The organism is Geobacillus sp. E263 (assembly GCF_007197795.1).
Lineage (GTDB): Bacteria > Bacillota > Bacilli > Bacillales > Anoxybacillaceae > Parageobacillus_B > Parageobacillus_B toebii.
This window is the reverse complement of the sequence record NZ_CP041632.1, coordinates 169996-195981: the sequence shown is the minus strand read 5'-3', so window position 1 is coordinate 195981 and position 25986 is coordinate 169996. Positions and strand designations below refer to the sequence as shown.

Below are 25986 nucleotides of genomic sequence, written 5' to 3'. Positions count from 1 at the left end.
TTTCGACAAATTTCGGGTGGTGACAGGCACCAAACCCAAATTAAAATCGAATGGTCTTTTCCCACGATATCACCGCATTCCGTCTCTTCGCTTTTAAATAATAAAACAGGCTGCGGAAAAACAACACAATAAACAATTGCGAATACGTAAAATATAAAATAAAGCCAATGAACAAATTCAACGGCGAAAACGTTCTTTCCGCGGCCTGAACGCTAAATAGCTGCACCGTATGAACCAAATAAGAAACATACCATATCATCCACATCGGCAGTTCCACCGTTAAGCTTACGTATCCGAAAATACCCAAAATGAATAAGAAGTCTGAAATAATGAGCAACATTAAAAATATGACATATACCAACAGCTGCTGGAGCGTGTGGACAAGCACTCTTCCTTTATAATAATCAAAGGATGAGAACATTTTTTCGAGCACATAGAGATTTCCTTGCAGCCATCGTGTTCGCTGCCGGATCAGAACATTCAGTTTCTCCGGTTCCTGTTCCCACGTCACCGATTCCGGAACAATCGGAAGCAATCCTCCTGCCCTTGTAATTCGCAGCGTCAGTTCAGCGTCTTCCGCCAATGCGTATACATCGTAATTTCCCACTTCTTCGATCACCGAACGCTTCACCAACATATTGGTTCCTGTCAATGACCCCGTCCGAAATAAAAACCATCTTCCCGCTTGCATTAATAGCTGAAACACTTGAAACTCCAACGATATCATGCGAGTAAGCCAATTTTTTTGCTCATTCACCGTTCTGACGTAACCAACCGCCCCCACTGCTCCAGCCGTGGTTTCGGCTGCCTCTACAAGCAAGGTTAGCGCCTGAGGTTCCGGCTGATTATCTGCATCATACACGGCAAAATATTCGGAATCGGAGATTTCGAGCCCATAATTTAACACTCTCGATTTTCCTTTTGGAAATCCTTGTGGAACACGAATGTGATGAATATGCTTAAATCTTTCCGCAAACGCATCGGCGATCGCACCCGTATCGTCCTCTGAATTGTCATTTAAAACATAGATGTTCAGCTTTCCAGGATATTGTAATTTCACCATCGCTTCTAACGTTTTCCCGATGACTTTTCCTTCGTTATGGGCTGGAATCAACACATCTACACTTGGATAGCGGTCCAATGCCATTCGCTTCTTTCGCTTCAAGCGATAATATAAGCCAAATACCGTCAAAACGGAGTAGTACAGCAGAACAATCGAAAACACGGAGGAAATAACCATAAACAAAGTGTTCATGAAGAGCCCACCTCCTCCGTTATGGATCCAATTTCCTTGACTTCTTTCACGATCTCTTCTTCTTCAATATGGATCGTCTCTTTTATTTTAGAAAAATAGCGATCCATCGCGATCCTCATTCCTTTTTCATCCGTATTTTGCAATAAAACGACAAACGTCGTATCATCCCATTTTCCCACCAAGTCATATCTTTCGCGGAATGTCCGAACCGCCAAAGCGGTTAATTGATCAAACAGAGCGCTGCGAACGGAAACAGGAATAGACTCCAACGAAAAATAAATTTCATATCCCTTCTCTCCGCGCCGTTCCATTGCCTTATTGACAAGAGCCCTTCTCTCTTCAAACTCTTGCTTCGTCAATACTTTCGAAGAACCAACATACTTCATGAATGCAACTACTTGTTCTTTGAGATGGCGATTTTCCTCTTCCAACCCCTTCAGCCAATACAGACATATATACACCATGACAATATGAAACATCATAACGATATGATGAAAGATGGCTTGCAGCTGAATGTCCGTGTTCCATCCGCTTATCAATGCCTTGACTAATCCAGCCAGCGCTGTGGCCACGATATAAGCAATAAGTAAAACAAAGCCCTGCCTGCGGGATAAAACGGCAAAAAAGAAAATGGCCAACACATACTGAATCACCACGGCAAGGACTTGATCTTTTGGAAATATATAGTTCACACTAACCGGAAAAAGCAAACAGATGCCGATATACAGCCAACTAAATTTTTGTTTCATCGCTCCTCCTATTTTCGTATGGTCATTCCGCGTTACTCCTGCTAAATAAAGCAGCCACCAAAAACCAAATGTCCTTTTGGATTGCCATTTGTCACGTCTCCACATTATTTTACTATAGCCATCGTAATAACAACAATATGAGCTTTTTCACAAAAATATTCCACTTTTTCCATCAAACAAATTTCCATCATGATGTTCCGCGTCGCAACAGAAACCATCTGCACGAAATCCGTTGATCATCCGATAAAAATTTCAAATCTACAGGCTGCCATCCCATGATTGGAAAATACTTTCTCTAAAAAATGGTGTTCGTCTAGAGGACTTGGGAGGAAAAATAGGAGAAACATGTGCATGCTTACATCACTCATCATTTTTTATGAAAAAATACGTGAAAACAGAAGGGAAACACAAAAAATAAGCAGGAAAACCTTCCGCCTGCTTTCCAGATAACAAGACAAAAAGGAGAGCCGTTCACTTCTTATGGTGACCGGCTCTCCTTCTCTTTTGAAAAAACTCGAGGAGAAACAATGCGCTGCAATATTCCATCCATTTTCGAACTTCTTCCTCGGCAAGACCAGTGAAAGCGGCAATATCTTTCGCTGTCATTCCTTTTGCCGCCAACGGCACGAATCTACTCACTCGCCTAAAGCATCATAAACGGTTTTATTCACAGGATCCACCGCATACCAGCCTATTGTCGCTGTATGGCCTTCTTTTGTCTCGTAGTTATCTATTACTAACTCATACACTTGAAAGACATAATGACCACGTTCATTATCATGATCATATTTAACAAATACGTTAGATGTCGTACTGTCAATATTTAAATAGTCACGAACAAGCTGTTCCGCTTCTTCATGGGCGAGAGGCCGATTTTTCTCCGTTTGTTTTGGCTGTTCGTTCTTATTTCCGCTTTCACTGCTTCGGGTGGTGACAGGCACCAACCAAGGTTTTCGCACGGCAAAGCCAGCCTATCATACCCGCCACTCCATGTAAAGCCCTATATGTATTTATGCACCGCCAACCTCTGTACTTTTAAACCGCCATATACACTTTGCCAGCTGTTGATACATACCTCCCAATACTACTTATGACCTTCCTCTATAAATGTTGATATATCAACGGTTGTAGCCGTTTCAGGGGTGTCAAAAAAATTTTTTCGACAAAGTTTCTAACATTATTTCTTAAATATGTGTATATCTTACATTGACTGGGTACGCTTCGCGGCCACTACTGGTTAAATTTGGTTGTAGTGGGGGGAAGCGTATGGGATGCACCGTGGATCTCTGCATCGCTGATGATGACGAACCCTCCCATGTCTCTTGGCATCCTTGTGCCTACATTCCTTCGTTCGGTCTAGTCATCAGGCAGAGGCTGGCTAAGCTCCTTTAGGGACTCAAGGTCGAATGGATGATATCGCGCCAGCTTCTCCGTGTCATCCTTGTTGTCTAGAGAATCGAGACTATAGGCATCAAGCAGCCGTTTCGAGGCCAAAGATGTCCTGCATCATTCGCTTCGCATCGAACGCTTGGTGCTTCGTACATACAGCGTGCAATACCTTCAATAATTTTCCGCATAACACCACAATCGATTGCTTCTTCCGCAACGGATTATCAGGACGTGTCGTGTAATAGTCGTGCAGCTGCCGAAACGCTTCGTTGTGGCGGATCATCGGCATCATCACCCGGAACAGAAGGGCGCGCAACCGCCTTCTTCCACGCTTCGAGATCCGTTTTTGCCCTTTGTGTTGGCCGGAGGAATGTTCCCGCAGCGTCAGGCCCGCTAATTGGATAAGCTGCCGCGGATCCTGATAATGGGAGAAACTCCCGATCTCTGATAACAGTTCCACGATGGTCGCATCGCCTAAGCCCGGAACGATCTTCAACCATCGTACTCGACCGATGTCTGTACGAGTTCGATCAGCTGCTCTGTCAGTGCCTCGATTTCTTCTTCCAGTTGGCGGTACCGGCGGACAAGCGTGGCGATTTCAATACGGGCCATCTGTTGTCCTTCCGTTACGCCAATGGAGTGTTGGGCCAGTTCTATGAGCTTCTTCGCTTTCGGTTTTTGTGGCGATTGTAATCCCTCACTTTGCCGGTAAAGGGCCAGCACCTCTTCTAGTTCTTTTCCTGCCAGATCACTCGGAAATGGCGTATATTCCAGCACCGCGAGCGCCATTTTCCCAAATGACGGGAAGACTTGGGAAAACTCCGGAAAATATCGATCAAGCCAGCGAATCATTTGATTTCGAATCGCTCCCTGTTCTTCCACCAATTTGGAGCGAAATGTCGCCCCTACGCGCAGATCCGCCTCCATCCCTTTCAGAATGCGCGGATAGCTGAATCGGCCGTCTTTCACTAACCGGGCAATGACGAGCGCGTCTTTCGCATCATGCTTGGTTGGAAGATTGTCGTCCAGCTCTTTGGATCGCTTCACGTGCATCGGGTTTGTCATGACGAGAGGAATGCCCTTCTCGTCAAGAAAGTAAGCGAGATTGAGCCAATAATGTCCCGTTGGCTCGATGCCAACGATCACTTCCGTTTTTTCAAATTCCTCCATCGCTTTCACGATGCACTGGTACAACCATTCCAACCCTTCTCTGGATTGCGGAACGGGAAACGATTTTTTCAGCACCCTCCCTCGCTCATCCACAAAGCAGGCGTAATGCTTCTTTTTCGCGATATCCATGCCAACGACGAGCGTTTGATCGGTGACTTGATTAATCTTCTTGTTTGAGATAGAATTCATGTATAGTCCTCCTTGGTATCCAAATTAGGGGTCAATTCGTGCGATTGACACCCCCGAATCATACCAAGAGGGCTTTTTTTATTCAAGTCCCCGAAAAAACTTCTAACAGGAATGCTCCTTTTTACTTACTTAGGCAATTATTTAAATGCATCTATAGCACTATTGCCAAGGGTATAAATAACACTTTTCTCCGACTATGAATAACAACGCACATATCCTAATATCATGAAGCGTCTTTCTTGACTTACCAGACCGATAACAGTAACTTTCAATGAGTCAACTTCACATTTTTGATTAAGCCCCAAAACGCCTAGAGACAGGCACTTGGTTAATTCATTGAAAAGATAAAATATGCTTATTCGTCCTCATCCTATGAACGCTTACACCACATTTGGTTCATTGTTTTCTAAAATTAACTTATTGGCTATAATTTATAAATATAAGTGAGATTACTTTAGGAGTTGAATAAACAATGCATAGAATTACGATTGAAAATTTCGGTCCTATCACCTCATTTGATGAGAAAATTGCTGATTTAACCATTCTAATCGGACCACAAGCAAGCGGAAAAAGTACAATAAGCAAATTAATTTTTTTCTTTCGTTCCATCCCTGATGAATTGATTAAATATTTACTTTCGAATGAAAAAATGGATAAAAGCAAAAATAACCCTTTTTTTGAATTTAATAAGGAGCTAAGATACAAATTTGTAGGTTATTTTGGAACCACGAAACATATGAAACCGTTTAATATTAAATATGAATACAGTACTGACAAATCGATTAGGTTATACCTAGAAAATGGATACGTACAAATCAATTTTAGCGAAAACTTAAAAAAGGAGATTTTTGATATTTTCCAAAAAGTGAGAAATCTAAAAAAAGAAATACAAAATCAAGAAAAATCGTTTATCGATTCTTGGGATGTATCGTACTGGAAAGCCAATCAAAAAAGCTTGTTAGAAAAAACAAGAAGTGCCATCTATTCCGCTTTTGAAGATTCTAAAACAGCGATATTTATTCCCGCAGGTCGAAGCTTAGTTGCAACCTTATCCGATCAGCTACAGGATATTAATCCTAGACAACTTGATTTATTAACAGAAGGATTTATCGATCGTATTAATTTATTAAAGAAAAACTTCTCTCAATCATTTGAGGAGATTATTCAAGATAGAAAAAAATTCTCTGTTGAAAAAATCGATTTCGAGTCCATCAATTTAGCAATCAACATTATTCAACAAATTATGAAAGGTAAATATGTATTTTCAGATAACGGCGAAAAAATCTTTTTTAACGACAAAGAATACACAAAATTGAAATTTTCTTCCTCTGGTCAACAGGAAGTAGTATGGATCTTACTATTAATTTTCACAGTTATTTTAGAACGATTAAATGTATTTATGGTTATTGAGGAGCCTGAAGCACATTTATATCCAACCGCTCAAAAAGAAATGGTGGCTCTTTTCTCTCTCTTATTGAATTCATCGAACAATACCCTAGTTATTACAACTCATAGTCCTTATATTTTATCAGCATTTAATATATACTTGTACGCTGCTCAGATTAGTGAAAAACTAGACAAAGGCAATCATCCTATCGTCGATAAAAAACTGCGAGTTTCCCCTTCAAAGCTCAGAGCTTATATGGTTGAACGCACGGAAGATACATTCAGTTACAAAAGCATCGTCGATGAAGAGCTAGGATTAATTAGACCGGAGGAAATAGACGAAGCATCAAACGCAATCAATGATTTATTAGATCGACTAATGGAAGTGGAGGAACTGGAGGATTAAAGATGCCGATTCAAGCATGGGAAAGATGCCTAGAATACAACGATAACCGAAGTTTGGTAACAGTTGAAGAAAACGGTCGGGGGATAAAATTTATAAACAACAAAAGAAAAAAAGTCGCACTATATCGGGTAGATGGCTGTATTATTACAGAAGGTATAAAATGTGACTTCCTTTTTTTAATTAATGAAGATAAAAGAGCATTCTTTATAGAACTGAAAGGGTCTGATTTAGAAAAAGCCGTGCAACAAATTTCAAAAACAATCGAACAATTACATCCATATCTCCCAGAATATATTTTGGAAGGAAGGATTATTACTACAAGAGTTAGAACACCTGCCCTAAAATCTCCGTATATCATTAAATTACAAAAAATATTGCGAAAAACAGGCGGAACATTAAATATCAAAGCGAAATCTGATGAGGTAACTATATAAAAATGAACAGCCTCCTACTAAACACCATTCATCAGGAGGCTTCCTATTTACCTTACTTTTCAGCTATACACTCGCTTGCAATAATATCTTCCAACGAACATTCCGCTTTCCAGCTAAGTTCTTCATAATTTTTTGCGATAGCGCCACAAGCCGCGCCGGGACACCCAGGCGGCGGTCGATGTATTCAATGAAAGTTTTGCGGCCGGTTACTTTTTCACATGTTTCAATCACTTCTTTGACGGAATAGCCTAAGCAGTTGCCAAGGTTGTAAATGGCGGTTTTCTTTTTTCCTGACAACAATGCTTCCAGCGCTAAAATATGCGCCTTCGCTAAATCGGTGACATGGATATAGTCACGAATGCATGTCCCGTCTGGTGTATCATAGTCCGTACCGAAGACGGAAATTTTGTCGCGCTGGCCTAACAAGTGCTGCAAGACAAGCGGAATTAAATGCGTTTCCGGGTTATGGTCTTCGCCAATTTCTCCCGACTCGTGCGCCCCAGCCGCATTAAAGTAGCGAAGGACGATATAGTTGAATCCATACCAGAGGCAAAATCGGTCAAAACTAATGGATTTGTTCGTTAATCATATGAAAATTAATATTCACCGGTATAAACTTCTTTATACGCTCAATATCCCGCTTCTTGTAGTCCATAATCACAATGCCAGTAATGACCTCATCCTCTTCAGAAAACCGGATAAACACACCAGGAGCTGCTTCGTCATCGTACGACACTTTTGGTTCGCCCAAATAAATATAAAGAACATCATGATCATAGTCATAGGAATATTTAACGTTTTCCTGTAAATTTTGGACGAACATAAATCGCACCTCCTGTCTCTTGGTTTAACCTGCTTTTGGCGATGACGGTAACAACGTCACCATACGCTTCATCTTCATGGTCGACAATAACGACCAATGCCTTTAGCGACTTAAACTTAGGCAATTGCACAAGATCTATATATTTTTGTCTTGTATCATGCTGATCGTCCGGATTATTTGGCAATATAAAACAAGGATCTTGAATGACGCTCTTGACCATATCTTCTTGGCCTATAAACTCTTCCCTTGTATGATCCCCACCAACAATATGATAATTCCATGTTGTGCTTTTAAGCCGCACCTCTCTGCCTAGAGGGTCCTCAGTTATAAATATGTAGTCTGTATTGATCTTGTTACCTTCCATTATTGCTCACTCTTCACACCAATAATACCTAATTGCGAAAGTTCCTGAATCTTTTCCTCGCTTGGCGGGGAAGGGATTTCACCGAATATCTCTTCATACTGCTTAATGTAATTCAATAACAAATAGGCAAATTGTTTGGCGTGTTGTGGGCTCATAGTAACCTTTCCGAGGTATATATTCTCATCGGGCGATTGCTGTTGAAGATTAAGGATAATATCATGAAGACTCATACTTAAACTAATGGAATTACAATAAACATTGAAGGGCCTCTTTTCCATATTCCCTTCCATATATTAAAACGGTATTGTAATTATATTTTACACCTTAAAGAATTTTCTTGCACTCATTTCATTAGGGAAACCGCTGTATATAGAAAATGCCTATAAATAAACCGCCCCACCAAGGGGTGCCTAATCATCGTCCTTTCCGCTGATGCCATTTCCACGCGCTTTCGATGGCTGACAAGTGACAGGCAGCCTCATTCCCTCACAAATTCAGCATATTTTTTCTTCCGCTCTGTTTTTGTGCCTGAAAAGTAATCTAATAATGCATCCATATTCATAAATTTCGGAGGCAGCGATTTGGGATGCATATACAAATAAACTCTCCATCGGTAAAGTTCCGGCGCATGCACCATATGAGCTTCTACAGGATTGAGATGAATATATCGACTCACTTCCAACATTCCGCTGTCATTGTCAATCCATTTACCATAATAACGCTTCATAAATCGGTCCGGAAACACGATTTCGATACGCTTGAATTTGTTTCGGACTACATGTGCAATAGCGTGTTCTTGAGCCTAAATATCCACACGGACACGGATTCATCGCCCCAAGCAAAATAAAGTCCGCAGGATATGTCACCGTCGACGAAATACGGCTAATCGTCACTTTCCCCGTCTCTAACGGCTGGCGAAGCATATCCAGCGTCTTTTTCGCAAATTCCGCCATTTCATCGAGAAACAAAACACCGCGGTGTGCCAGCGACACCTCGCCAGGCTTTGGGTGCGTTCCCCCGCCAATTAAAGAAACCGATGAAGCGGAATGATGCGGATGACGAAAAGGCGGATGGCCGCTCTCGATTTTTTCCCCTGCCAGCTGGTACAAACTGATCACCTCTAACTGCGCATCATGAGAAAGGCTCGGCAAAATCGTCGGAAACGTTTCCGCCAACAAACTTTTCCCGCATCCAGGCGGTCCAACCATTAACACGTGATGTCCGCCTGCCGCTGCGATCTCCAATGCACGCTTTGCTTGATGATGGCCAATAATCGATTGAAAATCCCGATGATGCTTTCGCGGGGAGTTCATAATTTCAGGAGTGCGAAAAGCTGGAGGTAACGAAAGAACACGTTGTCCTTGCAGATATTGCACCGTTTCTTCCAATGTCTGAACAAAGATACAATCGAGATCTTTCAAATGATGAAGCGGAAGTGTGGGATCATACGGAAGGTATACTTTTTGAAAACCGAGCTTCTTTGCTGCCAATATCGCTGGAAGCATGCCATCCACCGGCTGAATCGCTCCATCCAACGATAATGAACCTAAAAACGCTGCATCGGGGGAAACCGGCGCTGTCAGCTTGCCCATTGCCTTCAAAATCCCAATCGCCATCGCCAAATCAAACATCGGGCTATGCTTTTTCCGCTCCGGCGGAGACAAATGAACAACGAGCCTTTTATCAAAAAAGTCGCATCCGAAAGCATAAAGCGAAGCAAGAACACGTTCCTTTGCCTCTTTCACCGACGCATCCGGCAACCCAACAATCACCATCGCCGCAATCCCCGGCACCTCCTGCACCTCCACCTGCACCCGATACCCTTCTAACCCCCTCAACCCAATGCTTAAAATCTTCACCGTCACTCATCCATCCCTCCCAATCACAGAACATTAGTTCTCACCAATCATTGTAATACCCTCCCCTTTATCTTTCAATTACCAATATTTCGACAAATTTCGGGTGGTGACAGGCACCAACCCTAATGAGATGGATATTGACTTCGCATTTTCTTCATAAACGCTTCGTCAATGACAAAATTGTGTAATTCCTTCCATGTAATTGTCTTGCATAAATGATTTTCTTTTAAATACGAAATCGTATTTTGATCTTCTTTCATCGTTTGTCGATCTAAAATCAATAATGGCTTACGAGCACATACTGCTTCACTAACGATTCCCCAACCTGGCTTTGAAATGACTAAATCCGCTGCAGCAATGTAATGTTGCGATTCGATGTAGTCTTTTGGAATGGAAAAAACGTTTGGCCTTTGCACTTGGACGTTGGATGAAACAATAAACGTACAATTAGGGCTATCCCAAATCGGCAGCCGTTCTAATTGCTCGATATCGATTTTCATGCCGAGTCCAAAGAAAACAACGAACTGATCGCCAGTTGGGTTTATAAGTTTCCTTATCCTATGAACTTCATTTTCATCTACATTTCTTGCAAAAAAGCCAAACTGCTTCTTTCCTTTCATCCCCCAATCCGGCTCTTGGCCTCCGGCTAAAGAAAAGAAATAAGTCATTTTTTCATAGGCTTTTTTTAAAGGTTCAAGCAGCGGATCAGCAATTAATCCCTGATATGCCGTATACCAAGTAAAATTGGATATACCGATAGAAGGAATTGCTAGCGTATACGCCGCTTCAAACGGAAAAGCGGAAATATCGGAAATGACGAAATCTACCTTATTTGTCTGTAAAAAATTTCGTTCTTGTTCAATGAGGAAATTCCACTTTTTCAGATACTTTTTATATTCAACATTTAATTTTTCGATATCCGGCTCAATCGAGTCTTTTCGCAACACATAACCAATATCCGTTTCCAGCGTGCGAAACACAACTCGATTCTCACCCTTCAAAGACTCTCGCAAAAAATGAAGGGCAAAAGAGTGACAAATAATCACTCTTACGTCTTCCTCCATCTTCAATAACTGGCGAATAAGCGCGACACTTCTTGCCGCATGCCCAAAACCGTAATCAGAAATGTAATACGCCATCGTCTTCATTTTGTCTAAGCCTTTCTATTGAAATAAAAAAAGAAGCGGGGAACCATCCCCGCCAATTTAAGAAATGACTTTGGCTTTCGATTTTTGGAAATGACGAATCACATCATCCCAATCGAAGTAAAGCCGCACAAAATCTTCATCACTAATACCAGACCCAGTTTGCACTTCAATAAACTCTAATTCCGTAATCGCACGAATCCCATGTTTGCGACCTGCCGGAAGGTGAATGATGTCTCCTGCTTTTACACGAGTAATCGAATCATCTAACGCTAACTCCCCTTCACCGCGAACAATCGTCCATACTTCGTCTCGTAAATGATGGTAGTGGTAGCTTGAGTTTTTTCCTTTATGAATACAAATACGCTTCGTTACCATTTCTTGACCATCTTCATATTTCGCATAGTCAAGAACGCGTGACCAACCCCAAATCCGTTCTTCATACATCGGTGGCTGATGAAAACCGTTAATCAAATCTTTAATTTTTGGACTGGAAGCTTTATCGGCAACCAAGATTCCGTCTGGGCTTGCGGCCACTACAAGATCTTTTGTACCAATCACCGTCACAGGAATGTCTAATTCATTCACTAAATGGGTATTCACCGTATCTTCCGCTAATATTCCTTTCCCAATTTGCTTCGTTGCCATTTCCTCTGTCAGCGTATTCCACGTACCAAGGTCTTTCCAATATCCATCATACGGAAGGACCACAATATGACTCGCCTTTTCTACGACTTCATAGTCAAAACTAATTTTCGGCAACTTGCTATACTGATTCACCAGCTCATCAAAATAAAGAGGAATACCTTTTTTCACAAGAAGATTCACTAAATACTTCAACTTAAAGGCAAATACCCCACAATTCCAGAAGGCGTTCATGGTGATTAACGCTTCCGCCTTTTCTTCACTCGGCTTCTCCGTAAAATGATGAACGATAAAATACTCCGCACCATCCACCTTCTCTTTTGGAACGATGTATCCGTATTTCGAAGACGGATACGTTGGTTTCACACCGATTAAGGCTAACTCCGCATTCGAATGCTCAAGAACCTGCTCTAACTCTTTTACCCGTTGAAAAAACGAGTCTTCCACATAAGGATCTACCGGCAAGACAACGACCGTTTCCTCTTCTGGAATATTCTCAATCGTATATAAATACGAAGCGGCCAGCGCAATCGCTGGAAACGTATCGCGACGCTCAGGCTCAATAATGAGCGGCACCTCTGTCCCTAATTGGCGATAAATCATATCACGCTGCATTTTCGATGTCGCAATCACCGCAGATTCGGCAAGCCCAACCTCTTCCAACTGTCCCCATACGCGCTGCACCATCGACTGCTTCTCGCCATTTTTTCCTTCCAATACTTTTAAAAACTGCTTCGAACGCGTATCATTCGACAAAGGCCAGAGGCGTTTGCCAGATCCGCCGGATAAAAGGACTAGTTTCATGACGACCCCTCCATAAAAAAATCAGATCTTAAATGATCTGATCTTTGCATCATTGTTAGACTGTTTGGAACTGATAATTATAAATGGATTTGCGGCCAATCGAATGATATTCGATAGGATACTTTTGCACTTCGTTTAGGCTATAACAATTCCGTCCGTCAAAAATAACCGGTTGTTTCATCTTCTGAACATATATATTTAAATCCAATTCTTTAATTTGTGCCCATTCCGTAAGAATAAATACCATATCGGCATTTTCCAGCGCAGCCTCAATGGATTCTGTATATATTACCTCTTGCGGCAGAACCTTCTTCGCATTTTCAATCGCAACTGGATCGTAAGCAACAATCTCTGCTCCTTCAGCAATTAGTTCTTTGGAAATAACAATCGAAGCTGCTTCACGCATATCATCCGTATTCGGTTTAAAGGATAAGCCTAATAAAGCGATTTTCTTACCAGCTAGACTTCCAAAACGTTCTTTTGCTTTATCGATTAATATGCGTTGCTGCTTACTATTCACCTTTATCACTGCTTTTAACAATTCAAAATCATGATCAATGTTCGCCGCGATTTTTGCCAAAGCTTTCGTATCTTTTGGAAAGCAAGATCCTCCATAACCAATCCCTGCTTTTAAAAACATCGAACCAATGCGCTTGTCCATTCCCATTCCCAACGCAACGCTTTCCACATCGGCTCCCACTTTTTCGCATATATTGGCAATTTCATTAATAAAACTAATCTTCGTCGCCAAAAAAGCATTTGAAGCATATTTAATCATTTCCGCACTTCGGATATCCGTTTTAAAAATTGGAATACCAAAAGGTTTGTTAATTTCTTCAATCACCTTCGCTGCTTCCTCGCTATCGGCACCAATGACAATCCGATTACCATGGAACGTATCATAAACGGAGGAACCTTCCCTCAAAAATTCCGGATTGGACACCACTTCCACATGGATATGCTTAGGCACTAAAGAATCTAACAACTCTTTAATATAATGATTCGTTCCAACCGGTACCGTACTTTTTGTCACAACAATAACATCCTTGGTAATATTCGCTGCAATATCCCGAACTGCTTGTTCAACATACATTAAATTAGCGGATCCATCTTCTTTCTCAGGCGTACCAACCGCAATATAAATGACATCCACATCTTTAAACCCTTCTTGATGGCTTGTTGTAAAAAACAAACGCCCGGCTTGAATGTTTTCCTTCATCAACTCTTCAAGTCCGGGCTCATAAATTGGTGAAATGCCTTGACGCATTTTTTCTACCTTTGTTTCATCGATATCAATACATGTGACATGATGACCAATATGAGATAAAGCAACGCCAGTGACTAAACCGACGTAACCTGTTCCAACAACAGAGATTTTCACTTTTATTTCCCCGCTTTAATTAAATAGATTTTAATAAATTACGATATTTGTTGATAGAAGTTTCCCGCTTCAGGTACTTCTCTAAATAATCTCTTCCATTAAGGTCCATTTGTTTTCATTATTCTTTATCTAGGTTGTAAAAATATTTAATAGCCTCAACAATCCCTTTATAGTCTTTCAGCTCGACTACTCCACTACTCCACAATTTTGATTCATAACAAAGTAGACATCCGCTGCATTTAGAGAACACTTAATAAATTCCTTTGGTTGCTATTAAAAAAGCAAGTTTGGTCACGGAATTGGAAATCATGAGAATATCCACCTGGAAATGTATTGTCTAGTAACTGCATATAATCAAGGAGGTAGATTTTCTTTGGTAATTTATCCATTTGCAAGTTTGCAACATGTTCAATATTAATTTATTAATCTAGGTTCGTAACCGTAATAACTTATATACCAATCAACAAAGTTTTGTAAACCTTTTTCTAGTGAAGTAGATGGTTTAAAGCCTACTGCGTCATGTAAATCGGTTATATCTGCATATGTTGCTTCTACATCTCCATCTTGCATAGGTAAAAATTCAATATTAGCTTTTTTACCTAATAGCTTCTCTAAAGTTTCTACAAAATCCATTAATTTTACAGGTTGATTATTTCCTATATTATAAATACGGTACGGTGCATAACTAGTTGCAGGGTCAGGATTGCTACGATCCCAGCTATCATTAGCTTCTGGAATACGTTTGATTAAACGAACTATACCTTCGACTATATCATCAATATAAGTAAAGTCGCGTTTCATATTTCCATAATTAAAAACTTTAATCGGCTTTCCTTCTAGTATATTTTTCGTAAAAGAAAAATAAGCCATATCGGGCCTTCCCCAAGGACCATAAACCGTAAAGAATCGTAAGCCAGTAGTTGGAATTCCATATAAATGACTATAAGTATGTGCCATTAATTCATTTGATTTTTTCGTAGCAGCATATAAGCTAACAGGATGATCAACATTGTCATGTTCCGAAAAAGGCATTTTTGTATTAGAACCATACACTGAGCTTGATGAGGCATATATTAGATGTTGGATATTAAAATGACGACAAGCTTCGAGAATGTTAGCAAATCCAACTAAGTTAGAATTAATATAGGCAGTAGGATTTACTAAACTATAGCGTACACCTGCCTGAGCAGCTAGATTAATAACCGTTTCAAATTTATAGGTTTTAAATAAGTCTACAAGTCTACTTTGGTCAATTAGGTCTAATTCAAAAAACCGAAAACTGTCATACTTAATTAACTCTTTGACTCTATCCTTTTTTAAAGTTACATCATAATAATCATTAAGATTATCAATTCCTATTACTGAATATCCATCTTTCACTAGCCTTTTTGATAAGTGCATCCCAATAAACCCAGCTGCACCGGTTACTAAAATTAACATCTTAATCCCCCTAAAAATCTTTCTTAATTGCCCTCTAAACCTTTTGGCGAGGATCAATTTTATTACTATAGCACATTGCTACTTTCTTAAGAGAATCTGGAATCAACCCGAAAACAATTGGCAGAGCAGTAGCAAAAAGCCTAGTTGTTAATCGACACCCAATAATTTTTGTACCATTCCATCGAATTTTTGCATCTAATATTCGATAACCCATTCTTCTCTTTTCTACATGCGTACTACTAACTCGATATTTTATTAATGGCTCATTCAAGTTAGCAATTTTTAGTCCATTAGCTATACATCTGAACCAAAGGTCATAATCTTGAGCAAAACGAAAATTTTCATTATATCCACCTATAGACATAATATCTTTTCTACGGAACATAACAGATGGATGTATGACGGGATTTACTTTGGGCATTAATTCTTTTATCTTTTCTAACTCCAGTGGCACCTTCCTTATTTTCCCTAACAAATTATTTTCATCAATCTCAATAGCCCAAGATCCGACTACACTTACATCCGGATTATTCTCTAAGTATTGAAGCTGTTTCTCTATACGTTCAGGCATCATTAAATCATCGGCATCTATTCTTACGATGTAATCATAATCTCCAATGGATAATAATTCATTTAAAGTTTTCGTTAAACCTTTGTTCTCTTCATGAATAGCCACTAACCGAAAACGCTCATCACGTTGACACCATCTTCTTATAATTGAAACTGTATTATCTCTTGATGAGTCATCAATGATATTAACTACAAAATTTTGATATGTTTGATTTGAAATACTTTGTAAACAATCCTCTAGATATTTTTCGGCATTATAAGTAGATAATATTACTGCTACTTTAGGTATTATTGGAATCACCCACTTATTTTTTTAATAAAAAAAGTTAGTCATTGTCTTCATAAAATCTAGCATGCCAACTTTTTTCATTTTCAAATTGATGCTATCGATACGAAGTATTTGCATCTTATTTCTCGCTCGAACTGATATCTAGAATTGTATAACCCCATAATTCTTAATTATATTAGCGATATCTTAGATACGTCCTTCCTTAAAATTCATTGTAAGGACATAATTAAAACCCGTGGTGCTAGATAAACTCAAACAAGCATAAAAATAGCCCTTGCATGAGGATCTCCTTAAAATGAAAGTGCAACCAAACATTGAAAGGAGAATCCCTATGCAAGAGCACTTTCATTTTACTACAGATCAAGCAAAGATTCAAAAGCAATATGCCGCCATTTTCTTTTTTGTCTCTGCCCAACTGTCATCGATTCAGATGTACCTACAGCGTCGCAACCGCCATTTGGTCAAACAGGAAGACGCCGTGGTCATCGCGATTCATCTTTTAGGAAAGTTGCTCGGTTTTACTTCTGAACGGGCGTGGCATCGTTTTGTCACGGGAAATTTGTTCACAAACGGCTCGTTTCTTGAACGCTCCCGATACAACCGCCGTTGCCGGGCGCTTGGTTTCGCAATCAAATGGATCCGTCATGAGCTGGCAAAACGCGGTCAACATCATGCCTATGCCGTCGTGGACAGCTTGCCGCTCCCGTTGTGCCATACGGCAAGAATGCATCGCGTCAAACGGTTTCAAGAGATCGCCGACATCGGGTATTGCGCTTCCAAAAAGCAATGGTACTACGGGTTGAAGCTGCACCTTCAAGTGACCGATCAAGGGCTGCCAATGGGGTATGTGGTGACGGAAGCATCTTGCCACGATCGAATCGCAGCCGAAAGCGTGATGACTCAAATTCCTCATCCCTATAACTTTGGGGACAAAGGATTCATTAGCCGTGACTTGCAAAAAAGGCTGTACGAAGAATACCAAATGGCGCTTTGGACTCCGTCTCGAAAAAACCAGAAACATCGTGCGTCTGAGACATGGGAGCAGTGGATCCAACAAAAACGCAAAGTGATCGAGACGGTGTTCTCGGTTCTGGTTGACCACTATCGCATCACGGGGATCCGAGCCAATTCGATTATCGGATTTGAAGTGGCACTAGACGGTATATTGTTAGCTTATTCCCTGGTTACACTTGGGCTAGTTGAGCGCTAAAGCTCAACTAGCACCACGGGTAATTAAAATGTACTACTATCACTGAACTATACTTAATCCAACTTTCGTTCGGAATTTTTGCTTCTTTCAATAAACCTAACAAGTGCTTCGGAAAAGTAATATTCTACTTCCTTCTCAATCTTCTTTTTTTCCCATTTATTACCTTTGATGTTTAATTCATAATACCAACTATTATTTATAGCAGTAGATAAACCAAAATGTACACCTTGGTATTCAATTAAATAGCATACATCGTCTTTTATAATTATATCTAGCGAAACCCACGGAGTGTTAAGTTCATTCTTTACTTTATATGCAAAATCCAGTACTTGTTTTGGAGGTTCTATTGAGAAATCAAATATTCCACTTCCAGATGCTCTGAAATCGTTTTTTCTAACGCTTCGTTTTAAACAAAAACACTTATTCTCAAACACAAGTACCTTCCAATCATGGTCAACTTGTTCAATTTTTTCTTGGAAAATCAACTTTCCAATCTTTTTAGGATACTTCCCTTTGTATTTGAATCTTACATAAAGATTTCTTAGACCGTAATAGGAAAACAAATTCACACCGCTTATCATTTTTCTGTTTAAGAAATTAATTCCTTGTTGTTCATTATTAATTTGATAAACGCCCTTACTCCCAAATCCAGAAGGTTCCTTAGCAATTATAGGATAATCAATATTTTTTAAAATCTCGATTCCTTCTTCAATTGTGCCTACTAAATAAGATTTAGGTGTATTTACAGTAAGGTTACGTTTTACTAATTCCTGAAAAAATTTGTTCTCATGGCTTCTAAATATATTAAAGTTTGGGATTAAAATTCCTCCATTATTCTGTATATATAATAAAATATCTTCTATATAGCTTTGATAACTTTCATATTGAGAACTTGCATAAATAAAATAAGTACCATTGATATAATTAATATTATTAAAATTATTAATAAAGTTATCAAATGTCATTACACTTACATTCCAATTCAACTGAAGTAAACTTGTTTTTAATATTTCTATATTTAAACTTTCTGTCTCATGGAGTTTTTGTGGGATGGAATTTTTACTGTTAGTAAGGATAATGAGCTTCATTTTACCTTATCACTCTTCCATAATCAATATATTACATTTGTCTTAATGCTCTAGTACATTTTTAATTTCTTACTGTATTTGAGCAAATTTACTAACATAAATCTATAATAGAACAGAAAAAGACATGAACCGACTTCTTGGTTAGAGTAGAATGTGCCATCAAACTACCTAAACAAGAAGGTTCATGTTTCACGTTTCACGTATGGGTCCACCAAAAAATCTACATACGCTATCTTCGAGATGAAGCATTCTAGTGATTTTTCGACAGGCATTGCAAGAGTAAGATTCAGAAAAATATATTACCTCATTGAATTTATTTATCATAAGGTTCAACACAGAGTGCTACTGAATCCATTCAAAATAAGCTCCAAGTGGCATAAAAGGTATCTTCGTTTTCTTTTTTGATGGTAAATAACGTAATAGAATTTGCTTATCTACAGTTTCTTATCTAATTTCATGTTAGATTTCACGAGTGTTGATTATCCAAAATTAGACATACGCCTTCCATAAATTTGGGCATACTCAAACAAAGCAGCGGCCATCCCGGATTTCCAATCGAGAGGAAGCTGCCCAGAGAAAAAACGGCGAACGAACGAAATGAAGGAAAGAGAGACGTTCGTCTGTTTTTTGGTTTGATCATACAGCCATCGCAGCAACACATACGCGATGAACGCCGCAAACAGTTGGTTGTATACCGCATTTTCCGTCGTGCCAAACAAGGTCGGGACATTCAGACTCACATTTCGCACCCTAACAAGGTCAAAACGAAGGATTTTTTATTTAGTTTTTCAGAATAACTTTTTGACCAACACAACGAGCGATGGCAATCCTTTTTTTACCATCGCTGGTCGTTCCGTATCACGTTACACGTAGATGCTCTCATCCATGCCCAATCCCTGCAGAATCCTTCGCTGGTCCGGGTTGAGGGGGCGATCGAGTGCGCGTTGGATGCGCCCGTCTGGCAGCTCCAGCAGGATGACGTTCACATATTGAAACAGCTGAAAAATCGCCTGTCCCGTTGGCCGTGTCAACTTGCGGCCTCCCGCACCCTTTAACGGACGTTCGGGTGTGATGAACTGGCGCACCCGGCGCTGAAAAACGCGGTAAATCGCTAGGGCCAACAGAAACAAATAGCCCAATACGGCGACCCGTTCCGGTTTTTTGACGTAAATCTCATCGGTGAAAAACGGATCTTTCAAAAACGCGAAGTTCATTTCCACCGAGATTTGCCCTTTATACAGCTTTAAGATCTCTTGGGCATCCATGGGTTGGCCCTTCCATTCCTTCGGAACGGTCGTGACGAGAACAAACCGGGACGCTTTCCGTCTTGCCTGTTCCCATGCCGGTTGGTCGAATTCGACGTTTAGGCGAAGGGTGTACAGCGTCTCCGTCTCGGGCTCCGCCCCTTTTTTCGGCCGTCCGCGCCGTTTTTTCGGACGCACGATCTCTTCGACCGCCGCCTCCACTCGATGAAACCGAGGGCGAAGGGACGCCTTGAGGGACGTCAAGGCTTGTTCGGCGTCTTCGCGGCAGGAGAAGGGGCGGCGCTCCCAACGGACTTGTTCCTCACAAAGAAGCTCCGCTTCTTTGACCCGCTCTTTTTCGAGCGTCTTTCCTTTGCGCTGGTCGAGGGCGCTCGATTCGACGACGATCAGCCGAACCGAGTGGCCTTCATAGGTCGAGGCCGTTTCCCATACCCGATACGTGGCGCCGTTTCTCTCCGCTAGGGAAAAGGGTTTGCTCCACGGGATGTGAGGCGAATCGGCCTCCGCGAGCGCCTGTTTCACGATCCGGAGCGATGAAGGGCCTCTGGTGATCAAAAAGGCACGGGCGGCTTTGGTCTGCGCCAAGGTGTCTTTTGTCATCGCGGCGGAATCGGCCACGTAAATCCACTCATCGTCGATCTTGGCTTGTTTGAACTGTTCGTGGATCCGCGACAGCACCTCAGGATTCCACGCCTTATCCGATCGATTGCCGTCGTGCACATCGCCGTAAAACGGGATGCCGTCCTCGTTGCCGACCAGTCCAAAGCCGATCTGTTTTTGCCAACGATGATGGCGGTTGTAGCCATGTGTGATCTGCAGAGCCTCCAACGAGGCCGATTCATAGGCTCCGTAAACCGTCTTGTCCGTCGTATCGGCATGAAAGACTCGGAGGGAAAGGCCTTCTTTGCGATAAATATGAATCAAGCAAGTGCTGATGACCTTGTGAATATCGGCCTCATACAAGCGATCGAGATGACGAGCCAAGGCATCGTCGTTCAACCAGGAAGGTTGGAGACCGGGACGGATGAGTTTCTCTAAATCGATCTCCTGAGCCCATCGTTCTAAGTGAACAAGGGCTTGCCGGCCGTCAAATAGATTGTAAAGGATGGCCTGAACGGCATCGCTGACTCGTGTTTGGCACTGTGGATCGACGGGTACAAGATGGTCAATCAAGCGGGGGATGTCCAGCTTTTTGACTAGAACACTTATTATATTCAAATAATCATTACGATAGACCCCTTTGACTTTCACATTCATGAGAGAAAAACTCCTTTACATTCCTTGTGTGTCAAGAATTCATTCGACATCGGAACAAAAAATCCTCCCGATTTTCGTCGGGAGGGTGCGAAATGTGAGTTCAGATATTGCTTCACCCAACGGAAAAAGACCTCAACAGTCCAACGTTGTTGGTACATGTCGGCAATGGTTTCCGCAGACGCATGGAAGAGGTTCGTCACGACCCGAATGTCGCGGCCATTCGCATCTCGAAAGATCACCACCCGGTGACGCTTGGTGGAGCGGCATTGTTTCGTCCCCAACTGGCACGTGAAGTCGGCTTGAACCGATGAGGATGTGCTGGAAAGGCGTTTCAAGCTTTTTTTCTGATGAAGTTCGATGTTGTCCTTCATCCGAATGACAAAGAGCTGATGCTGCTCCACAAATCGATCGAGGCGTTCGATTTTGAAATACGCCCGGTCTTCCACCAGCACTTGTTGAGCGTTCGTCAACTGTTCTCCCACCGGGCCATCGTGACGCAGCCCGGTCGTTTCCACCACGTCTGCCGGCAACGAGGATTCCGGCGAATACGCGACGTGCAGCTTCACTCCGGCGCGTTCGCCGTGATACGGCGCCCATGGCAGGCGGTTTTTCCCGACTGTGACGGTCGTCGAATCCACCACCCGAAGCGGTTTGGGAAACCGAAGCGAACGGCGGGTTTGGCGGTTGCACTTGGAAATGATCAACGCCAACAAGCGTTTCATGATGTCATAGGGAACTTCTTTCGCTTTCTTGGATACAGTTGAATAATGGAATCGCGGCAATCCATACAGAGGCCCCACATCGGCTCCGTGGCGAAAGCTTTTCCATTGATGCATGGCGGCCAGCAGGAAGAAGTGAATCAACTCGCGCAACGTAAAGGTTCGAGACGAATCACGATACCCAACCGCTTCGGCAATCAGTTGAATCTCTTCATCCGAAACAAGTTTTTGCATCAAATTCGGGAGTGTGGTATGCTTGTTCATAGAGAGCACCTCCTGGGTTTGTTTGTGTTGCTACTCACATTCTACAGGAAAGGTGCTCTTTTTTCTATACCCTTTGGATTTTATTGGATAATCAACACGCCTGGTTAGATTTAATTATTCTACTCTACTAAATAATATCTTCTTGATAAATTTATGAATCTTTAACTTTTTAGTTAATACTACGGCTTGTCTTTCAATAAATTTAAATATAAAAAAAATAACTTTATTAATCATTTCGTTTTTTACCATAACAGGCATATACTTCCTTTTCCTTTGAGCCAAATAAAATTTAAAATATGTACTATCATTTAAATGCAAATAATTATTAAGTTTTTCTAATCGATTATTAAAGTTTGATATATCATCTTCTTTCAATGGCATCACTTTTTTTCCATCGTCACTTAAGTAATATGGGGTTAAATTAAATGTTAATTTTTCATTTAACTCAATATTAACAAAATATCCCAAAAAAGAAATTTTGGGATGCCTTAATACTATCCCATCATAACTTCTTTGCGGAAATATAAAATTACCTAGACTGTAAAAAATCACGCCATTTCCTATCATTTTATATCCTTGTATTGAATGAGTATGATTGCCAATTACAACATTTAAATATCCATCTGCAACGAGTTTCTCAATTTGGTGTTTATAATATGGTTCTGGATAGTCTTCAAACTCTACACCAAAGTGAAAATAAGCAATTTTATAATCTAAATGTTCATATTGTTGTAGGGTCTTCCTTATTATCCTGAAATCTATAGGAGCCGTTCCCATCTTATTTTTTTTAGCATTAACCGCACCCGTATATCTACAACAGAATCCAAATATACCTATTTTTTTTCCTTTATCCTCTAATATAATCGGCCTTAATGCATTTTCAAGGTTCTCCCCTACTCCAAAATACCCTATATTGTTTTCTCTTAAGATATTTATAGTCTTATAATATCCCTTATCCATAAAATCAAAGATATGATTGTTAGCTAAATTAACATATTTAAACTTATATTTTATTAAAAAGTCCACATTATCGGTGCCATGATATACATTTATACCCTTTTTCAGCTTAGGAAATCCCTCTTCTTTAAAAGGTGCTTCTAAATTTAGAATGTTTATATCATTACTTAGTATAATTTTTTCTAACTCTTTTGATATCGATATGTCACTATCTATTATAGTATCCGAAAAGAAGCCTATTTTCACAATCCTCACCTCCAACTCTTTACTATTTTCATAGTTACAAAAGGTATATGTTTAAACTAATAACTTTTTAGGCTCTTCACCACAACATGTACTTGACAAGCAATACGGTTTCCTGCCCAAAGATGTGCAAAAATCACTGATTTGTTGATTTTCCCTCACAAGCGTAAATAGAGTATGTTCAGAAAAAATCAAGTACAACTTTTGGTGAAGAGCCTAACTTTTTAAATCTTAATCCATTCTTTTGGAATTACATCACTAGTATCAAGTCTTTTATTATTTATCCATCTTGAAGGAGCAATGACTATTTTGTTTTTATTCTGATTTAACCAAGCACCCCACCAGCTAAATGTACTATTAGCAATAATATTATGTTTACAAATACTCATAAGTTGCATGTCAATGTAACTGTCTAACCCCTTATTCCAATCTACATAAATTACTTCATTCTCCAACTTTAAATTTTCCTTTACCCAAGGGATATCATCAGAAAAGATATAAAATACGGGATTATCAACAAATTCCGTAATTTTACGAACTGCTTTCTGATAATATTCTATTGTTGCAATATTCCCGTGTTTCCTTTCCGCCTTTTTACTTGTATAATAGTCCCCTCTTCTAACATGAATACTAACAGAGTTTTCATTTTTAATTTTGTTACTTAATTCCAAGTTTTTATTTGTTAATGGATTCTTGAATTGAAAATCTTTTCGAATAAGATCTTCAATCTCTTTAAAATACTTTTCAGTTTGCCAATATCCTTCAAAGTAAACGTCACCAGTCACCTTAAAAACTTCTGGATCAAATTTCAAATCTTTTTCAATATATTCTGTTTCCTTCCCTCCGAATATACGTCTTTTTATTTTAGAAATTTTACTGTTTCTATTTGTTGTTAATGGATATATTTCTTTTTTGGTAGCGTATTCGGGTTTGATATCAAAGACTCTTTCTAATTCATAACCGTTGTGAAGTTTATAAGTTTCAAATGCAGTAATATCTAATTTAACTTCTTGAAATTTAGCTTTAAGGTTTCTATAAAATGCATACTGAAACATTTGATTTCCTAGACCGCCAATTACTTTAACAATTTTCATAATAATCTCCTTTAAATTGTAATTGTATTATTCCTATGTAACTATTCAGCCACATCATAAAGTGAGCTGAATATTTTCTTCTTTCCTTGTCTATGATGTGAATACTGATAGACAAGGAGGTGAATCGCATGTTGACGGTACAACAAGCTGTATTTACAGTTGAGAGCTTAATCGGCAAAGTTCAACAACAAAAACAGCTCATTCATCAACTCGTTCAAGAAAATGAACATTTGCGTCACGAAAACAAACAACTACGCAAAGAAAATGAACAACTGAAGTACCGTGTTCAAGAGCTGGAAGCACGCACGAAAAAAAACAGCTCCAATAGCCATTTGCCCCCATCTTCTGACCGTTTTCACACCCATTCTTCTCGCAAGCCATCTGGCAACAAGCCAGGCGGACAAGAAGGACATCAAGGAACGACGCTTCGTCAAGTGGAACATCCACATCATCGTGTCGTCCACCGTGTGCATACGTGTCAAGGATGTGGGGCTTCTTTGCGTGAAGTCAAACCGTTCAAAGTCGATATCCGTCAAGTGTTTGATCTTCCTCCTGTGACGATCGAGGTGACACAACATGAACGTGAAGTGAAATCGTGTCCACATTGTCGATGTGTTCAACAAGCCGAATTCCCATCCCACGTCACGAATCATGTGCAATACGGTCCACGGCTCACGGCGCTCGTTGTTTATTTACATCATATCCAATTGATCCCGTACAAGCGTTTAAGTGATACAATCGAAGCGTTATATCAACACTCAATCAGTACAGGAACTCTTGCCAATATGGTGAAACGAGGACGTGAAGCGCTGGAATCAAATATGGACATCATCGAAGACGCCTTACTTGAATCCAACATCCTGCATGTCGATGAAACGAGTTTGCGCATCAAGGGGAAACTCGCATGGGTGCATGTCGCGTGCACATCGAAATATACGTACTTGGCTCCTCACGCTTCTCGTGGAAAAAAAGCGACCGATGACATCGGGATTCTTCCCCGATATCAAGGAACGATGATGCACGATGGGTTCGGTACGTATCCAAAATACACGCAAGCCACCCATGCCCTTTGTCACGCCCATCATTTGCGTGAATTGAAGGGTTTCATCGAACAAGGGCATACATGGGCATCGCGCATGACCACGTTTCTGTTAGCCGCCAAACAGGCCGTCGAAGCTCATCACGGTGCACTTTCCGAAAAAGAAGCGAAACGGTGGGAACGAGTGTATGATCGCATCCTAGCGAAAGCACAGCACCGATTAGAAACGATGACGCCTCTTCCGAAAAAAGCACTCGCTTTTGTTCGACGGCTTCAGAAACGAAAGGAAGAAGCGCTACGTTTCTTACGCGAAGCTCACGTTCCCTTTGACAACAACCAAGCCGAACGCGATCTTCGTATGGTCAAAGTCAAAGAGAACATTTCGGGTACGTTCCGCGAAGAAACATTCGCCCAGTCGTTTTGCATCACAAGAAGCATCGTTTCCACACTGACGAAACACGAAAAAAACGTGTGGGACTCGTTATGTCTTCTGTTGACAGGCGAAACGCTCGATCGTGTTCTTTCTACCACTTAGGGCATTTTCTATTACGG

General features: G+C 40.6%; 19 protein-coding genes and 7 pseudogenes. 4 read left to right on the top strand and 22 right to left on the bottom strand.

Translation table 11 applies throughout. The features are described 5' to 3' along the window. Positions 1-40: 40 nt before the first annotated feature. The 5 genes and pseudogenes from FNL97_RS00990 to FNL97_RS00975 all read right to left on the bottom strand — a co-directional run. Positions 41-1225 (bottom strand): annotated as a pseudogene (locus FNL97_RS00990) (glycosyltransferase family 2 protein); the annotation flags it as partial. A 26-nt stretch (positions 1226-1251) separates the two neighbouring features. Then, positions 1252-2004 (bottom strand): hypothetical protein, encoded by a 753-nt coding sequence (locus FNL97_RS00985; RefSeq protein ID WP_143414834.1) that lies wholly within the window; start codon positions 2002-2004, stop codon positions 1252-1254. Positions 2005-2475: 471 nt separating this feature from the next. Next, positions 2476-2643 (bottom strand): hypothetical protein, encoded by a 168-nt coding sequence (locus FNL97_RS17840; protein WP_172713559.1) that lies wholly within the window; start codon positions 2641-2643, stop codon positions 2476-2478. After that, positions 2640-2963, bottom strand: coding sequence for a hypothetical protein (locus FNL97_RS00980; protein WP_143414833.1), 324 nt, complete (start codon positions 2961-2963; stop codon positions 2640-2642). The genes FNL97_RS17840 and FNL97_RS00980 overlap by 4 nt, the downstream gene beginning before the upstream one ends. Before the next feature lie 512 nt (positions 2964-3475). Further along, positions 3476-4752 (bottom strand): annotated as a pseudogene (locus FNL97_RS00975) (IS110 family RNA-guided transposase). A gap of 472 nt (positions 4753-5224) precedes the next feature. Here FNL97_RS00975 and FNL97_RS00970 point away from each other — a divergent pair. Together FNL97_RS00970 and FNL97_RS00965 are read left to right on the top strand one after the other, a co-directional pair. Continuing rightward, positions 5225-6544: an AAA family ATPase gene (locus FNL97_RS00970; RefSeq protein ID WP_143414832.1), complete on the top strand. Its 1320-nt coding sequence runs from the start codon at positions 5225-5227 to the stop codon at positions 6542-6544. A 2-nt stretch (positions 6545-6546) separates the two neighbouring features. Continuing rightward, entirely contained in the window at positions 6547-6978 is a 432-nt protein-coding gene (locus FNL97_RS00965; RefSeq protein ID WP_143414831.1) for a hypothetical protein, read from the top strand. Between the two features lie 52 nt (positions 6979-7030). Here the strand turns inward: FNL97_RS00965 and FNL97_RS00960 are convergent. The 11 genes and pseudogenes from FNL97_RS00960 to FNL97_RS00905 all read right to left on the bottom strand — a co-directional run. After that, positions 7031-7544, bottom strand: a pseudogene (locus tag FNL97_RS00960) (NAD-dependent epimerase/dehydratase family protein); the annotation flags it as partial. Then, positions 7544-7801, bottom strand: a complete 258-nt coding sequence (locus FNL97_RS00955) for a DUF2283 domain-containing protein (protein ID WP_011888351.1) — start codon at positions 7799-7801, stop codon at positions 7544-7546. The pseudogene FNL97_RS00960 and the gene FNL97_RS00955, both read right to left, overlap by 1 nt. After that, positions 7770-8165 (bottom strand): hypothetical protein, encoded by a 396-nt coding sequence (locus FNL97_RS00950; RefSeq protein WP_023634263.1) that lies wholly within the window; start codon positions 8163-8165, stop codon positions 7770-7772. Before FNL97_RS00950 ends, FNL97_RS00955 begins: the two co-directional genes overlap by 32 nt. Further along, positions 8165-8443, bottom strand: coding sequence for a DUF3467 domain-containing protein (locus FNL97_RS00945; protein ID WP_025039361.1), 279 nt, complete (start codon positions 8441-8443; stop codon positions 8165-8167). Before FNL97_RS00945 ends, FNL97_RS00950 begins: the two co-directional genes overlap by 1 nt. A 200-nt stretch (positions 8444-8643) precedes the next feature. Beyond that, positions 8644-8895 (bottom strand): annotated as a pseudogene (locus FNL97_RS18185) (transposase); the annotation flags it as partial. Further along, a pseudogene (locus FNL97_RS00935) lies at positions 8882-10030 on the bottom strand (YifB family Mg chelatase-like AAA ATPase); the annotation flags it as partial. The pseudogenes FNL97_RS00935 and FNL97_RS18185, both read right to left, overlap by 14 nt. Before the next feature lie 116 nt (positions 10031-10146). Then, positions 10147-11172, bottom strand: a complete 1026-nt coding sequence (locus FNL97_RS00930) for a hypothetical protein (protein ID WP_143414830.1) — start codon at positions 11170-11172, stop codon at positions 10147-10149. Positions 11173-11229: 57 nt separating this feature from the next. Continuing rightward, positions 11230-12618 (bottom strand): sugar phosphate nucleotidyltransferase, encoded by a 1389-nt coding sequence (locus tag FNL97_RS00925; RefSeq protein ID WP_143414829.1) that lies wholly within the window; start codon positions 12616-12618, stop codon positions 11230-11232. Between the two features lie 55 nt (positions 12619-12673). Further along, on the bottom strand, positions 12674-13999 hold the full coding sequence (locus tag FNL97_RS00920) for a UDP-glucose dehydrogenase family protein (protein ID WP_143414828.1): 1326 nt from the start codon (positions 13997-13999) through the stop codon (positions 12674-12676). Between the two features lie 414 nt (positions 14000-14413). Next, the gene (locus FNL97_RS00910; RefSeq protein ID WP_143414827.1) at positions 14414-15439 is read right to left on the bottom strand and encodes an NAD-dependent epimerase; all 1026 of its coding nucleotides are present in this window, start codon (positions 15437-15439) and stop codon (positions 14414-14416) included. 34 nt (positions 15440-15473) lie between these two features. Then, the gene (locus FNL97_RS00905) at positions 15474-16310 is read right to left on the bottom strand and encodes a glycosyltransferase (protein ID WP_143414826.1); all 837 of its coding nucleotides are present in this window, start codon (positions 16308-16310) and stop codon (positions 15474-15476) included. A 319-nt stretch (positions 16311-16629) separates the two neighbouring features. On the opposite strand from FNL97_RS00905, the gene FNL97_RS00900 reads away from it, so the two are divergent. After that, positions 16630-17508: an IS982 family transposase gene (locus FNL97_RS00900; protein WP_055357903.1), complete on the top strand. Its 879-nt coding sequence runs from the start codon at positions 16630-16632 to the stop codon at positions 17506-17508. Between the two features lie 53 nt (positions 17509-17561). Here FNL97_RS00900 and FNL97_RS00895 read toward each other — a convergent pair whose 3' ends face one another. From FNL97_RS00895 to FNL97_RS00865, 6 genes and pseudogenes are all read right to left on the bottom strand, one after another. Next, positions 17562-18596, bottom strand: coding sequence for an ATP-grasp domain-containing protein (locus FNL97_RS00895; RefSeq protein ID WP_143414825.1), 1035 nt, complete (start codon positions 18594-18596; stop codon positions 17562-17564). A 479-nt stretch (positions 18597-19075) separates the two neighbouring features. Further along, positions 19076-19330: pseudogene (locus tag FNL97_RS00890) on the bottom strand (IS4 family transposase); the annotation flags it as partial. A gap of 129 nt (positions 19331-19459) precedes the next feature. After that, on the bottom strand, positions 19460-21118 hold the full coding sequence (locus tag FNL97_RS00880) for an IS1634 family transposase (protein ID WP_143414824.1): 1659 nt from the start codon (positions 21116-21118) through the stop codon (positions 19460-19462). Between the two features lie 98 nt (positions 21119-21216). Then, positions 21217-22101, bottom strand: a pseudogene (locus FNL97_RS00875) (IS4-like element IS5377 family transposase); the annotation flags it as partial. 114 nt (positions 22102-22215) lie between these two features. Continuing rightward, positions 22216-23304, bottom strand: a complete 1089-nt coding sequence (locus tag FNL97_RS00870) for a CapA family protein (RefSeq protein ID WP_172713558.1) — start codon at positions 23302-23304, stop codon at positions 22216-22218. 221 nt (positions 23305-23525) lie between these two features. Then, a complete protein-coding gene (locus FNL97_RS00865) occupies positions 23526-24395 on the bottom strand; it encodes an alpha-1,2-fucosyltransferase (RefSeq protein ID WP_143414822.1) in 870 nt (289 codons plus the stop codon). Positions 24396-24523: 128 nt separating this feature from the next. Here FNL97_RS00865 and FNL97_RS00860 point away from each other — a divergent pair, with 128 nt between their 5' ends. Continuing rightward, the gene (locus FNL97_RS00860; RefSeq protein WP_143414821.1) at positions 24524-25969 is read left to right on the top strand and encodes an IS66-like element ISGka5 family transposase; all 1446 of its coding nucleotides are present in this window, start codon (positions 24524-24526) and stop codon (positions 25967-25969) included. Positions 25970-25986 lie beyond the last annotated feature (17 nt).